Source organism: Streptomyces sp. NPDC005374 (assembly GCF_042872225.1).
Lineage (GTDB): Bacteria > Actinomycetota > Actinomycetes > Streptomycetales > Streptomycetaceae > Streptomyces.
This window is the reverse complement of the sequence record NZ_JBIAKA010000019.1, coordinates 83298-97468: the sequence shown is the minus strand read 5'-3', so window position 1 is coordinate 97468 and position 14171 is coordinate 83298. Positions and strand designations below refer to the sequence as shown.

The window sequence follows — 14171 nt, the reverse complement described above, 5'->3', positions numbered from 1 at the left end:
GGGGAGCCCGTGGGGACGGGGGGACCCTCACGAGGCCTTCATTCTGAAGCACACGGATGTGAGGGCGCTGTGGTTCAGCTACGAGCACCCCTTGTTACTTGAGGTGCAGCTGCTGACCCGGGTAGATGAAGTCGGCGTCGGTGACGATGTCCTTGTTCAGCTTGAACACCTTCTGCCAGCCGCCCTTGACCTTGTGCTTCTCGGCGATCGAGCTGAGGGTGTCACCCTTGACGACCTTGTACTCGCCGTCACCCTTCTTGACCTTCTTGCCGGTCGGGGTGGTGACGGTCTTCTTCTTGGCGGCCGGACGCTCGGTCGAACGCGAGGCGCTCTGCTCCTCGGTCGAACGGCTGCTCGTGTTCGAGGAGCCGGAGGAGGAGTTGCCGGAGGAGGACGAGCTGCTGCCGCCGCTGTAGGAGGCGCCGGACAGGCCCACACCACAGCTCGGCCAGGCACCCTTGCCCTGCGAGGCCAGGACCTTCTCGGCGACGGCGATCTGCTGGGACTTGCTGGCCTGGTTGGCGGTGGAGGCGTACGCCGTGCCGCCGTACGCGGCCCAGGTGGAGGCCGAGAACTGCAGGCCGCCGTAGTAGCCGTTGCCGGTGTTGATGGACCAGTTGCCGCCGGACTCGCACTGGGCGACGGTGTCCCACTCGGAGGCGGTGGCGGCGGAGGCGCTGCCGGCCGCCATCAGCGGGGCGGCGATGGCGACACCGGTGACGCCGGCGAGGGCGGCGACGCGGGTGGCCTTGGAAGGACGACGGTGCTTGCCCTGTCCGGAAAACAGCATGGTGGATCCCCTCACCGACGCCTGCGAGGTGAGCTGTCGGGTTCGGGCCGGTTGAGTTGCCCGGCCGCGCACCTCCCGGTGCGCGACTTAACCCCAAGCCGGTCCAGCGTGAACTGCTGGGTCCGGCACTTACCTTGGGTCCCCCGCTCCTGCCTACGGCGCTTGACGCGACGACTGTTCCCGTTCGGCCGCTGGCAGGATTCGGCGTTGCGACAGACGGGGCTCGGGTTGCCGAGCGGTCACGACCGTAGACACGCGCTCGGCGGAATTTCAAAGACGATCAGGGCTTCTGAGACTCATCCCACACTTTCACCAAAGTGGACATTAGGTGCGAAGTGTGACGTGAACTCCCGCTGTTTTTCTGGACTTTTCAGTCCTATTCAGCCCCGGTGTCGAGCGTCTGACCGGCGACGATGTTGCTCGGGTCGGACCCGATGCGGTCCTTGTTCTCGGCGTAGAGGGCGCGCCATCCGCCGTCGAGGCCAAGGGAGTCGGCGATGGAGGCGAGGGAGTCGCCTTCCTGGACGATGTAGGTGGGGGCCGCGTGGCGGCCGCCGGCGGCGGTCGCGCTCTTCGTGGCGACTTCGGCGTCACTGCCGCCGCGGTGCTTGCCGGAGCCGAGGGCGCCGACGTCGACGAGGGCCGAAGAGGCGCCCTGCTGCCACGACTTGTCCGCTTCATCCTCTTCCGGGCTCACCACGGGTGAGCTGTCGGAAGACTGCGTGTCCCCCTTGGCGGAGCCCTCGGACCCCTCGGATCCAGAAGAGCCGGACTTGTCCGACTTGTTCGAATCGTCGTCACCGCTGGACGGAGTGGTCGACGGCGAGGGCGTCGCGGTCGACCCGTCCAGCGCGTCGAGCAGACCGGAAGAATCCACGGGTCCCGACGAGTTGGAGGAGTCCGAGGAACCGGATGAACCGGACGATTGCGACGAGTCCGGCGCGGAGGCCGAGGGTGTCCCGCTGCCCACACCCGTGTCGACGTCGGCCGAGCTCGAGTCCTTGCTGAGCCCGGCGAGCAGACCGCAGGTCGGCCACGCGGCGATGCCCTGATCATCGAGGAGCTTCTCGGCCACGGCTATCTGCTGGTTGCGGCTGGCCTGGTCCGCGGTCTCGGCGTACGCGAGGCCGCCGTACTTCTCCCAGTTCTGCTGGGACATCTGCAGACCGCCGTAGTAGCCGTTGCCGTCGTTCGCACTCCAGGAACCGCCGCTCTCGCACTCCGCGACATGGTCCCAGGTGGTGCCGGTCGCGGCGCTGGCTCCGGTCGCCCCGAGCAGTGGGATCGCGATGGCGGATCCCGTCACGCCGGCCGCCACGAGGAGTGCCGGAGCCTGACGGGGGCGACGGTGACGACCGTTCCCGGAGAGCATGAGGGGACCTTTCCCGAGACAGCAGAAACGCGCGCGGCGCTCCACGAGGGGCACCGCGCTGGTCCGTGAACGTATAGGGGTTCGATCACTTGTCACAAGTTAATGCCGCGTAGATCACGTGAAGATCACAGACTTGAGGGCGTGTCATGTTTAAGCGGCTCTTCACCGGGTCAGGCCGGACGTCTTGGTCGATTACCGCACGGGCGTGAACTCCACGGGCAAAGTGCGCAGTCCACGCATGATGAGCCCGCCACGCCAGCGCAAATCGGCCGAATCCACCGCGAGTTGCAGGTCGGGGAGGCGAGTGAGGAGCGTGGCGAGCGCGGTCTGTCCTTCCAGCCGGGCGAGCGGGGCACCGAGGCAGTAGTGAATGCCGTGGCCGTAACCGAGGTGCTGATTGTCACGGCGGGAGAGATCGAGGACATCGGGGTCGGCGAACCGTTCAGGATCCCGGTCCGCCGCGGCGAGCACGACGAGCACGGGGTCACCGGCCGCGATGTCCTGCCCGCCGATCCGCAGCGCCTGGGTGGCGAACCGCCAGGTGGCCACCTCGACCGGGCCGTCGTACCGGAGAAGCTCCTCCACGCCGGTCTCCAGAAGTCCTCTCTCCTGATCGGCCAGGGACGCCTGGAGCCGGTTTCGCTGTTCGGGGTGGGTGAGAAGGGCGTAGACCCCGTTGCCGATGAGATTCACCGTGGTCTCGAAACCTGCGAACAAGAGGATGAAGGCCATGGCCGCGGCCTCGTTCTCACTCAGGTGCTCACCGTGGTCGGAGGCGCGGATGAGCCCTGAGATGAGGTCCTCGCCGGGTGTCGGTTCGGCGGAGAGGGCTTCCCGCTTCCGGTGGATGAGTTCGGCGAGATAGCCCCGCATCTTCTTCACGGACCGCGCGACCCCACCCCGTGGGCCTCCACCGTGGCGGATCATCATGCCCGCCCAGTCCCGGAAGTCGTCCTGGTCCTCACGGGGGACGCCGAGCAGGTCGCAGATCGCGTAGATGGGCAGCGGGAAGGCGAACTCGTGGATCAGGTCGGCGGACCCCTTCTCCGCGAACCCGTCGATGAGACGGTCGGTCAACTCCTGCACCCGCGACTCGAACTCGGCGACCCGCCTCGGCGTGAACGCCTTGCTGACGAGCCGTCGCAGGCGGGTGTGGTCCGGCGGGTCGATGTTCAGCAGATGCGTCATCAGCTCCGCCTTGCGCTCCCCCGGGATACCGGTCTTGCCCTTGGCGTGCTCGGGCTCGTCGTGGTGCGCCGGGTTCTTGCTGAGCCGCGGGTCGGCGAGGGCCTGCTTGGCATCGGCGTACCGGGTCACCAACCAGGCCTCCACCCCGCTGGGAAGCCGGGTCCGGTGAACGGGGGCGCGCTCGCGGAGCCAGGCATAGGAGGGATAGGGGTTGGTGGCGAACTCCCAGGAGAACAGTTCGGGGGTGGGGGTCCCGGGGGCGGGGTGCGCGGGGGCGGGGGTTCCGGGGGTGGGATCCCCAGGTTCGGCACCCCCGGAGGCAGGAGCACCAGCGGCGGCACCCCCGGAGGCGGCAACCCCGGGCGTGTCAGTCCCGGAGGCGGGAGGCCGGGGAGCGGCAGTTGTCGCGTCGGGAATCGCGGGGGCGGGAGTCGCGGGAGTGGCGGCGGGCTGGTCGGTCACTCCTCGACGGTATCCGGCGTGGTCGTGGTCATCCGGCTTGGTGCGGTGTCTCGACCTCCCGGATCGCGTCCCGGTACACCCGTGCCGCCGCGCGCAGGGCGGCTTCCGGGTCGATGCCCTCCGTCTCGGCTCGGGCGGCCAGGGCGAGGAGTTCGTAGCCGATGCCGTCGGTGTCCGGGAGGGGGACGTCCAGGCCGGCCGTGCGGACGCGGGAGGTGAGCTTGGCGGCGAGGGCCAGGCCAGGCTGACCGAGGGGGACGCCCTCGGTCACGGAGGTGCGCTGCTTCTCCGTCGCCTTGGTGCGCAGCCAGTGCGCCTTGACCTCTTCCGGTGTCGTCGCTGTCTCGTCGCCGAAGACGTGCGGGTGGCGGTGGATGAGCTTGGTGACGATGCCACCGGCGACGTCGTCGATGGAGAAGGGGGTGTCCGGGTCGTCCTCGGCGATACGGGAGTGGAAGACGACCTGGAGCAGAACGTCTCCGAGCTCCTCGCGCAGTTCGTCGCGGTCGCCCTCCTCGATGGCCTCGACGAGTTCGTACGCCTCCTCGATGCCGTACTTCGCCAGGCCCTTGTGGGTCTGCTGGGAGGACCAGGGGCACTCGGCGCGGATGCGGTCCATGACCTGGACGAGGTCGAGGAGGCGGGCACCCGGCAGGTCGTAGGAGGCGGGGAGCAGCTCCAGCTCGGGCATCTGTGTGTGTCCGGAGCCGGCGAGGCGGGCCAGGCCGTCGGTGAGGGCCGGCTCTCCTTCGCCCGTGGCCACGACGACCACCGTGTGCCCGCCCGCGCAGGCGCCGACCAGTTCCTCGGCGGTCGGGGACGTCTCGTCGACCCGTATGCCCGCCTCGTGCAGATACGGCAGCTGGGGGTGGGCCCCGTCCGCGCAGAGAACACGGTCGGCGGTGTGCAGCGCCTGCCAGGCGGGCCAGGACAGCAGACCCGGGGCGACGCGGTGGCTGGTGGTGAGCAGGACGATGCGGCCGGGGGCGGACGCCGTGTCGGGGTCCTGGTCAGGGGCGGGCTCGAAGCCGGTTGCGTTCACGATTCGAAGCTAACGCACGCCGCCGACAGGGAGATCGGTTTGTCCACAGGCCGGGGGTGGTGATGCGATCGTACGATCTTCCGTCTGTGGGAGGTGTGTGTCACCTCGCCTCACTCGCCGCCCGTCGGTCCGGTCGGCCCCTCAGCCGCCCGGTTTCGCAGCCGCTCGGTTTCGCGGCCCCGTCACGTCGTCTGCTCGCTCCCCGTCGTCGTGACCTCCCGTACCCACGGGGTCTTCGTGTCGACGCGGCTGCTCGTCTTGACGTCCCAGGTGCCGTAGCGCGGGTTGAGGTCGACGTCGAGTTCCTTGGAGGCCTTGCTGAGGGCGCTCCAGAAGGCCGGGGTGCCGGTTTCGGTGCCGAGATCGGTGGCGAGTTTCTGGGCCTCGAGGCGGAGGTGGAGGTTGTCGTCTAGGCGTTCGGGCGCGATGCCGTACTGGTCGACCCAGGCCGCCTCCAGGGCCTTGGCGCCGCCGGCCTGCTGCTCCAGGGCGGACCGCAGCTCCTGGACCTCCTTGCGGGTCACGGTCACACCCGCGTTCTCGGCCGCCCGGTGCAGCACCCGGTCGAGGACCATGTTGTGCAGGACGGCGCGGGCGAGAGTGCCCTTCTCGGGGACGGCCTGCGCGTTCTGGTCCGTGGCGACCGTCCGCTGTGCGTCCCGCACCTCGGTCACCCGGTTCTCCAGCTGCGCCACGGTGATCCGCTGGTTGCCGACGACGGCCGCCGCGCCGGGATGCGCGTCGCTTCCGCAGGCGGTGAGAAGTGGTGCCGCGGCGGCGAGTGCGGCGGAGAGGACTAGCGCGGTGCGACGACGGCGGTGCAAGGAAGCCTCCCGAGGAGATTGTGCGACGGTGCACAAGGTCTTGCGGTGATCGATGGTAGGCAGTGGCACGGCTGGGGCCAAGCCATTCGACCAACGATTCACCGGGACTTCGGGCACCGCCGCGCGGCCCGTGACGCGCCGCGACCGCCACGCACGCGTGTGCGGCTCTCAGCCGGTGATCGCCACCGGCCCGTCCCAGGCGTCCCGGTCCACGGTGATCGTGTAGCCGCCCCGGCTCTCCTTGCTGTTCACCAGGTACTGGTGGCCACGGCTGTGATCGGTGTACTGCTTGGCGCCGAAGGGCCAGTCCGCGGTGGTGGTGTTCTGCTTGTCCCACAGCGCGTACCAGAGGTTGCCCGGCAGGTCGGTCTTGTCGGTCGCGTTGGCGATCGCCTTGGCGCTGGAACTGGTGAAGCCGTAGTAGCCCGCGCGGTACGTCTTCGCGCGCAGGGTCTTGTCGAACGCGCGCACATAGGTGAGCACGGCGTCGTTGCACGCCTTGTTCGTGATGTCGTACGACTCCATGTCCAGGTAGATCGGGCTGCCCACCTTCATACCGAGCGCGGAGGCCTTGGCCACCGCATCCGCGCCGTCCTTCGCGCCCAGGGACGCGGCGGTGGAGGCGGTGAGCTTCTCGGGGCTGGAGCCCGTCTGGCAGGACGGCTGGGCGCCGACGTAGAGGGGGATGAGCTTCCAGCCGACCGTGCTGACCGACTTGACCCAGGAGGCGGTGAGGTTGGGCTGGGCGCAACCGCGGTTCTTGCCGCCGATGTAGACGGCCGCGGCGCCGTAGAGGCCGCCGTGCCAGGCCTTCATCGCGGAGAGGGAGGGTGCCGCGCAGGTGTCGAACGCGCGGCCGGTGTACGTCTTCTGTGCGGGCCAGGTGGTCGCGGCCATCGAGCTCTGCGCGGCGAGCCCCGCTCCGGCGACGACGGCCGCTCCGGCGACACCCCAAGTGACGTATCTGCGCTTCTTCGACTGCCGATGGCTGGACATGGACGACCCCACCCCTGGTTGTGCTGTGCATGACGTGCCTACTGAACCGAAGCGTAAAGCTAACTGGCGCCGCCCATGGCTTGCGGAAAGGTAAGCCCCCAGGGATCACAAATCTCTCTCAGGGGGCGGCAAATTCTAGCCGCGCACCTGGCTCAGCCACTGCAGCGTCCGATGGACCTCTGCCGCGAGCGGGTGTCCGGGCCCCTGGAGCCGTTCCACGTCGTGCAGCAGTCGCGCGAGGGTGTCATGGGCGGCCGCGCGGTCGCCGAGGGCGAGGAGAAGGAGGCCGATGCGGCGACGGACGTCGTGGGCGAGTTCGGGGCCGCCGGCCACGTACTGGTTCTCGTAGTACGGCAGCAGCGCGCGGTACTCGGCCAGTGCCGCCGCCGGTTCGCCGAGCTGTTCCAGGCACTGGGCGGCGTCGTACCGGAAGCGCAGGCACTGCGGGTCGGCCTGGCCCGCCTCCGCGGCGCGTTCGTCGGCGAGGCGGCGCAGTTCGGGCAGCGCGCGCCGGTACTGGCCGTCGTCCATGAGGGTGGCGGCGTACTGCTTGCGCAGGGTGCGTACGACCGGGGAGTGCACGCCGTGCTGTTCGGCGGCCGCGGGCAGGATCGCGCCGAGGATGTCGACGGCCTGGGTGATGCGGCCCTCGCCGAGGAGCCGCTTGACCTCGTCGACCGCGCGCGCGACGTCCGGCTTCTCGGCCTTCTCGGGAACGGGCGTGACCGGGGCGGGCTGCGGCGCCGGTGTGCGCGCACGGTCCGGCCAGGGGGCGTGCGGACGCAGGAAGGGGCGCGTGGGGTCCAGGGGTGCTCCGGTGGGCGTTCCGCGCGCGGGCAGGAGCAGCGCCAGGTCCTCGTAGACGTCCTGCGCCGAGGCCGGGCGGTGCTGCGGGTCCTTGGCGAGCAGGCGCAGGACGAGGGCCTCCAGCGCCTCGGGGACTTCGGGGCGGGTGCGGCGCACGGGCAGCGGCGGCTCGTACAGGTGCCGGTGCAGCACGCCGAGCGCCGTGGAGCCGGCGAACGGGACGTCGCCGCTGAGGAGTTCGTGCAGCAGTACGCCGAGTGCGTAGAGGTCGGTGTACGGGCCGACCGCGCCGCCCATCGCCTGCTCGGGCGCCATGTAGGCGGGTGAGCCGATGGGCGAGCCGGTGTGGGTGAGGCGGGTGGTGTCGGTGTCCATGACGGAGGCGACACCGAGGTCGAGGACGGTGACCGTGCCGTCCTGCTTCACCATCACGTTGCGGGGCTTGAGGTCACGGTGGACGATCGGCACGGCGTGCACGGCGCTCAGTACGGCGCACAGTTGCGCGGCGACCGCGACCGCCCACTGCCAGGGATACGGGTCGTGCTCGGCGAGATGGTCGGAGAGGTCCGCGCCGTCGACGTACTGCATGACGAGGAACAACTCCTCGCCCTCGCTGCCCGCGTCGTGCACGGTGACGAGCCCGGGGTGGTCGACCTGCGCGGTCACCCGGCACTCGCGCACGAACCGGCGGCGCAGTTCGTCGGCCTCCTGTCCGGCCACCTTGTCGGGGCGCAGCAGTTTCACCGCCACGCGCCGGTCGAGCCTTCCGTCGTACGCCGTCCAGACCTGTCCCATGCCGCCCTGTCCGATGAGCGTGGACAGTTCATAGCGGCCCGCGACGACACGTCCTGTCGCCACGGTCACCTGCCGCCCTCGGGGTTGCCGTCGTGCTTGCGCAGGTAGTCGCTGAGCTCGTCGAGTTCGGCGCGCACCTGGTCGATACGGACGGGCGCGGGGCGCTGCGGCGGGGGCGGTACGACACCGGGGGCCGGGACCGGCGGCACGGGCGGCCGGGGCTGTGGCTGTGGCTGTGGCAGGAGGGTGGAGGTGTACGGCGGGGCGGGCTGCGGGACGGGCTGCGGCGCCGGATGCGGATAGCCGTAGCCGGAGTGTGCGGTCGGGCCCTGGGGCGGCGGGTAGCCGGTGAACCGCCACTGCTGGTGGATGCGGATGTCGGTCACCAGGAAGTACACGCTGCTGAAGAGACCCAGCAGCAGGACCAGCGACAGGGCGACATCGGTCCTGTGGTCGCCCTCCGGCAGCGCGCCGACCACCGAGAGGCACGCGATGGACACCGGAAGGCTCGCCCAGGCCAGCACCCAGTCGATCCCGCGTCCGCGCAGGAAGGCGACCCGGAACAGCGGCGCGCAGGCGAACAGGCCGCACGAGAGGAAACCGGCGGCGGCGAACAGCACGCGCAGGGTGATGACGGTGCCTGCGCTGCGGGTGGGCGGCACCGCGCCGTGGCCGTACATGACTGCTCCTGGACCGGGTGAAGCCGATGGGGACGGAGTTCGAGCGTATAGGCCGACACGGACATGCGTTCCCGGGTTGTACCGAACCGTTGTCGAGCCGATCGCTTCCCACCGCCGCGCAGGTCGCGCGGAGTTACGCGTTCCGCCTCAGCCGGGCGCGACCGTTCCGTCCGTCAGCCCGTCGTACATCCCGCGTACGAGCTGCTCCCCGAGCCGACCCGCGCGCCTGAGTGCGCGTTCGAACTCGTCCAGCGCACGGAAGCGCTCGCCGTAACGCCGTTGTTCGTCGAGCGGGAGCCGGGGCAGTTGAAGCCTGCGCACGTCCAGGCGTGTCGCGGTGGAGGCGTAACTGCTGGCCTGCCGGTTGTTCGCGGTGCCACGCAGGAAGCCGGCGAGGAACCAGGGGTCGAGCGCCGTGGGATCGGGGCGCAGCAGCACGAGGTTGCGCCCCAGGACGGCGCCCCCGGTCGCCCCGTCGATCACACGCGCCACCGAGCCCCCTCCGAGCACCGGTACGACGACGTCGCACGGCTCGGTCAGCACGGCCTCCTCGTCGCTCTCGGGAAGCGTCCCGGAGGGGTCGGCCCCGGAGAGGACGTCGTGGTCGGTGAGGACGGGCACACGCGCGTGGCCGCCGCTTCCGCCCGTGCGCAGCAACAGAGCGCCTCCGCGCGCGAGTTCGCCGATGGTCGTCAGCGGCCAGCGCGCGGGGTGCGCGGCGTCGGCACGCGGCGGGGTGAGGTCGACGGTCAGACGGAGCGTCTCGTTCAGGTGCTCGCGCACGGCCGTGAGCTGTTCGGCGCCGTCGGCCATCGTCGGCGGCGGCAGGTGGCGGGCGGGGGCGAGGTCCACGTCGTCGTCGAGGAGTTCGATGACGGGCAGTGCGCGGGCCAGTCCGGGCCGTTCGGCGAAACGGCCGGCCCGGCCGAAGGCCTGCCAGGCGTCGAGAACGACCTCGCGCACGGCCCGCCAGTCCGGTCCGCCGCGCGCCTCCCCCGCGAACTGGCCCACGTCCACGAGCAGCACCTCCGGCTGCGCGGGCGCCCTCTCCGGCCGGCGCAGCACCCACAGGTGCAGCGGGATGTTGTACGGCGGTGCCGCCCCGACCGGCAGGGCGATCACGGCGCGCAGGGCACCGCGGCGCAGCAGGTCGGCGCGGATACGGCGGCCGGAGCGGCGGGAGGCGGCGGCGGGCGGCATGAGCAGGACGCCGGCGCCGCCGTCCTTGAGGCGGGCGAGCGTGTGCTGCACCCAGGCGAGCTCGGACTCCGTGCGGGCCGGGAAGCCGTACTCCCAGCGTGGGTCGTAGGCGAGTTCGTCGTGGCCCCAGTTGCGTTCGTTGAACGGCGGGTGGCACAGGACGGCGTCGGCGTGCAGGTGAGGGTGGGCGTCGGCGCGCAGAGTGTCGCCGGTGGCGCCGTGGATGGTGGACCAGGTGTGCAGGGCCAGCCGGAGCGTGGTGAGCGCGGCGAGTTCGGGGGCGCTGTCCTGGGCGTAGAGCTCCTGGTCGGGGCGGGTGGCGGCGGCCCGCAGCAGGGCGCCGGTGCCGCAGGCCGGGTCGAGGACGGTGCGGGCGGGGCCGGCGAGGTCGGCCATGAGGGCGGCCAGGTCGGCGGGGGTGAGCGTGTACTGGCGCGGGTTGGCGTCGAGGTACCGGGCGAGCAGGAACTCGAACGTCTGGCGGGCGCCCAACTCTGCGGCCAGCTCGGCGACCCCGCGCAGGAGGGGAACGGAGGGAAGCAGCTCGGGAGCGGTGGGGGCGTGAACGGCAGGGTGGGTGTTCACGGGGAACGCGGCGTTCACGGGGGCAGGGGTGTTCACAGCCGAGGGGGTGTGAACGCCGGAGGGCGCGGAGGGCAGGGTGTTCACGCGGTTCGCGTCGGTCACGGCGTTGGCGGTGTTCCCGGCGTTCGCGGTGCTCTCCGTGTTCTCGGTGCTCTCGGTCGCGTGAACCGGGGCCGGGGTGTTCAAGGCGACTGAGGTGTTCACAGCTGGAGGTGTGTTCACGGTCGGCGCGGATCCGAATCGCGGCGTCAGCACCTCCCGCAACGCACCCGGCAGCATGTCCGCGAGGCGCTCGTCGGAGCCGGCGCCCACGTCCAGCCAGACCGGCGGGCGGTCGTGGATCAACAGCAGGACGCAGCCCGCGTGGGTGAGTGCGGTGACCGGACCCTCGGGATGGCCGGAGAGCTGCTGCCAGACGCGCTCCCGCAGCGGCACCTCGGCGAGTTTCCCCTGCTTGCGCAGCCAGGACTCGACCTCGGCGAGCCCGAAGGACGGGCTGGTCTCGGTGCCACCGACAGGCCTCGGGAAGTCCGCGTGCCGACGGCGCCAGTTACTGACGGCCGCTCGGCCCACCCCGGCCAGCCGTGCGATACCGGCAGCGGTCACCTCAGTCGCGTTGTCCTGCACCCGGGCGCTCCCCTCGTCGTACGGGCCGGTCCTGCGCCCTGCTTGTGCACCGAGCATACCGACGTGCGCAAGATCTACCCGTTCACGCCCGTGTACACACTAGACAGTGTGAACCTTGTTGACTCGGTTCACACATTCTGCTCTCATTGACCCAGCGAACGCGTGACTGCCGAAAGACGGTGGTCGCCGACTCGGGAGGGGGACACAGCCATGGGCATGAAGGGCAAGATCGCGCTGAGCGCTGTTGTGGGATTCGTCGTCATCGGAGCCGTATCGGCGAACGCCGGGAACAACGGAGACGGCGACATCTCCGGCGACAGCGGCAAGGACTCTTCGGCCTCGGCGGAACGCGACGCCGGGGGCGGCGAGAACGGGAAACACGCCGCGGGCGACAAGAGCGACAAGCGTGGTAAGTCCACCGACGGGGCCGAAGTCGCCGAGAAGAAGGCCGCGTTCTCGGGAGACGGCGACTTCCAGGTCGGTTCGGACGTCAAGCCCGGCACCTATCGCACCACCGGCAACCGAGACGGCATGTGCTACTGGGAGCGGGCCAAGGACGCCTCGGGCGAGATGGACTCGCTGCTGGCCAATGACAATGTCACCGGCACGAGTTACGTCACCGTCAAGGCCACCGACAAGATCTTCAAGTCGAGCGACTGCAACGACTGGGCAGCCGTCGACGAGAAGGCGAAGGGCTCCCCCGCGGCCGGGATCTCCGGCGACGGCGGCATGTTCAGAGTCGGCGCCGACATCGCCCCGGGCACGTACAGGTCCACCGGCAACACCGACGACTCCTGCTACTGGGAGCGCGCCAAGGACGCCGACCATGGCATCGACTCGATCCTCGCGAACGACAACGTCAACGGCACGGCGGTCGTCAAGATCAGCGCCTCGGACGCCTACTTCAAGACGGACGGCTGCAAGGACTGGAAGAAGACCGGCTGACCCGGCCGCCGCCGTCGACCCTCAGCCCCGGCCAACTCCCTTGAGCCGGCTGCTCGGTCGCCCCGCCGAGGTGCGGCCTGCCGCGCCGCATCGCCCCGGTGCGACCGGCCCCGGCGCTTCGCGCCCCACGTCACGCCTCAGTCCATCACCTCACCGCATCCCCACCAAGGAATCGTCATGCGTCGTACCGCACTTGCCGCTCTCTGCATCGCCGCCGCGGCCACCGCAGGACTCACCGGCTGCGGGCCGGGCCAGAACCAGGACCAGTCGGACAGCGGGACGGGCACGTCCAGCGCATCCGCCGCACCGGGCAAGCCGGCCGGGAAGAAGGAAGCGTTCGCCGGGCTGACCGGCGGAGAGATAGCCGACCGGGCCACGAAGGCGACGACCGGTGCCTCCTCTCTGCGCATGAAGGGTGACATTCCCGACGACGAGAGCGGCGGCATCATCAGCGTCGACGTCACCCTGAACAAGAAGGGTGAGTGCGCCGGCACGATCGGCATGGGCGGCAAGGGCAAGGCCGAGTTGATCAAGACCGGCGAAACCGTCTACATGAAGTTCGACGAGGCGTTGCTGCGCGAGCAGAGCAAGGGCGAGTCGAAGTCGGACACCGACGCGGTTGTGGCCATGCTGGCCGGCAAGTGGACCAGGACGAAGGCGACGGGCGCCGACGCCAAGGAGTTCGAGGACTTCTGCGACCTGGGCACGGTGCTCGACGGCGCCGAGGACACCAACTCCGACGCGGGCCGTGGAAAGGCGACCACCGTCGACGGGGCACCGGCGATCACGCTGCACGTGAAGGACGGCAAGGACCGGTACACCCTGTTCGTCGCCACCGAGGGCAAGCCGTATCTGCTGCGGATCGACAGCACGGCAGGAGCGGATCAGGGGTCCATCTTCTTCAGCGACTTCGACAAGCCGGTCCCGACGGCGAAGCCTGCCGGCGCGATCCTGGACCTCGACACCCTGGGCGGCTGATTCGCGGAGCCGGCCCACCACCACTCCGAGGACGCGGCCCCGTCTCCAGGACACGCCGCATCTCGCTGCGGCACGCTCAAAGGGCGTGCCGCATCCACACGTTGGGCTCGACGTACACCGCGTACCCACGCTCCGGTTCGCATCGCACCGGCACCAGTGCCCCGGGCACCTCGATGTCGCCCCTGCTGTCGAAGGGCAGTCCGGTCCAGCGGCGCCACTGGTCCAGCGAGCCGGACACCGTCATGGAGGCGGGTGCCACCGCGTGGACAACGGCCCCGGCCCGGGCATGGACGCGCAGCCAGGGGTCATACGGCAGGCCGTCGGGGCGTACGCGGTAGGCGTACTCCCGGATCGGGGTGCGCGGCTCCAGGTGCTTGGCGCTGGGGCGGACCGGGGCGACGACCTCGCCGAAGCCCTGGGCGCGGGCGTTGGTCCGCATCGCCGAGAGCATCCGGGCGGACAGGCCGTGGCCCTGGAGACGGGGATCGACGACGACCGAGATCGCACTGACCGTGTCGGGCGGTACACCGCGGCGCAGATCGTCGAAGGCCCACACGAGCACCTCGTCCCAGCCCCGGGCGGGCAGTTCACCGCGCTCCTCGGTGCGGAGGGCGAAGGGCACGCTATGGGCGTGTGCGACGATCTCGCCCCGCTCGTCCTCGGCGAACAGTACGTACTCGGGGAGTTCGCCCGAGATGCGTCCGTAGTGGGCGTTGCCCACGGGGTCCTCGGTCACGAACTCCGGCCAGCTGTTCGCCATGTCGAGGACGCGCTCCCGCATCTCGGGACGCTCGGCGAGACTCGATACCTTCAGCTCCATGCGGTCACCGTAGGCGCGGCACCGGGCACCGGACAGCGCATTTCCCGCCCGCCACCGCAC

General features: G+C 70.4%; 12 protein-coding genes and 1 riboswitch. Of the genes, 2 read left to right on the top strand and 10 right to left on the bottom strand.

The window, feature by feature from the left end:
• Positions 1–94 precede the first annotated feature (94 nt).
• The 9 genes from ACFYRX_RS37630 to ACFYRX_RS37590 all read right to left on the bottom strand — a co-directional run bounded on the left by ACFYRX_RS37630 (position 95) and on the right by ACFYRX_RS37590 (position 11368).
• Positions 95–790 carry a transglycosylase family protein gene (locus tag ACFYRX_RS37630; RefSeq protein ID WP_389110081.1) on the bottom strand — a complete coding sequence of 232 codons (696 nt, stop codon included), beginning with the start codon at positions 788–790 and terminating at the stop codon, positions 95–97.
• Between the two features lie 3 nt (positions 791–793).
• Positions 794–961, bottom strand: a riboswitch (cyclic di-AMP (ydaO/yuaA leader).
• Positions 962–1166: 205 nt separating this feature from the next.
• Positions 1167–2162, bottom strand: coding sequence for a transglycosylase family protein (locus tag ACFYRX_RS37625; RefSeq protein ID WP_389110078.1), 996 nt, complete (start codon positions 2160–2162; stop codon positions 1167–1169).
• Between the two features lie 192 nt (positions 2163–2354).
• Entirely contained in the window at positions 2355–3587 is a 1233-nt protein-coding gene (locus ACFYRX_RS37620; protein WP_389110365.1) for a cytochrome P450, read from the bottom strand.
• 253 nt (positions 3588–3840) lie between these two features.
• Positions 3841–4854 carry a nucleoside triphosphate pyrophosphohydrolase gene (locus tag ACFYRX_RS37615; protein ID WP_389110076.1) on the bottom strand — a complete coding sequence of 338 codons (1014 nt, stop codon included), beginning with the start codon at positions 4852–4854 and terminating at the stop codon, positions 3841–3843.
• A gap of 182 nt (positions 4855–5036) precedes the next feature.
• Positions 5037–5678, bottom strand: coding sequence for a SurA N-terminal domain-containing protein (locus ACFYRX_RS37610; RefSeq protein WP_389110073.1), 642 nt, complete (start codon positions 5676–5678; stop codon positions 5037–5039).
• 168 nt (positions 5679–5846) lie between these two features.
• On the bottom strand, positions 5847–6674 hold the full coding sequence (locus ACFYRX_RS37605; RefSeq protein WP_389110070.1) for a glycoside hydrolase domain-containing protein: 828 nt from the start codon (positions 6672–6674) through the stop codon (positions 5847–5849).
• A 135-nt stretch (positions 6675–6809) separates the two neighbouring features.
• Positions 6810–8303 (bottom strand): protein kinase, encoded by a 1494-nt coding sequence (locus tag ACFYRX_RS37600; protein ID WP_389110362.1) that lies wholly within the window; start codon positions 8301–8303, stop codon positions 6810–6812.
• Positions 8304–8341: 38 nt separating this feature from the next.
• The gene (locus ACFYRX_RS37595; RefSeq protein ID WP_389110067.1) at positions 8342–8956 is read right to left on the bottom strand and encodes a hypothetical protein; all 615 of its coding nucleotides are present in this window, start codon (positions 8954–8956) and stop codon (positions 8342–8344) included.
• Between the two features lie 147 nt (positions 8957–9103).
• Positions 9104–11368 (bottom strand): N-6 DNA methylase, encoded by a 2265-nt coding sequence (locus tag ACFYRX_RS37590; protein ID WP_389110064.1) that lies wholly within the window; start codon positions 11366–11368, stop codon positions 9104–9106.
• A 210-nt stretch (positions 11369–11578) separates the two neighbouring features.
• Here ACFYRX_RS37590 and ACFYRX_RS37585 point away from each other — a divergent pair, with 210 nt between their 5' ends.
• Both ACFYRX_RS37585 and ACFYRX_RS37580 read left to right on the top strand, forming a co-directional pair.
• On the top strand, positions 11579–12313 hold the full coding sequence (locus ACFYRX_RS37585) for a hypothetical protein (protein WP_389110062.1): 735 nt from the start codon (positions 11579–11581) through the stop codon (positions 12311–12313).
• Positions 12314–12490: 177 nt separating this feature from the next.
• A complete protein-coding gene (locus tag ACFYRX_RS37580) occupies positions 12491–13291 on the top strand; it encodes a hypothetical protein (RefSeq protein ID WP_389110059.1) in 801 nt (266 codons plus the stop codon).
• A gap of 76 nt (positions 13292–13367) precedes the next feature.
• Here the strand turns inward: ACFYRX_RS37580 and ACFYRX_RS37575 are convergent, their stop codons facing one another.
• Positions 13368–14111 carry an N-acetyltransferase gene (locus ACFYRX_RS37575; RefSeq protein WP_389110056.1) on the bottom strand — a complete coding sequence of 248 codons (744 nt, stop codon included), beginning with the start codon at positions 14109–14111 and terminating at the stop codon, positions 13368–13370.
• Positions 14112–14171: the final 60 nt, after the last annotated feature.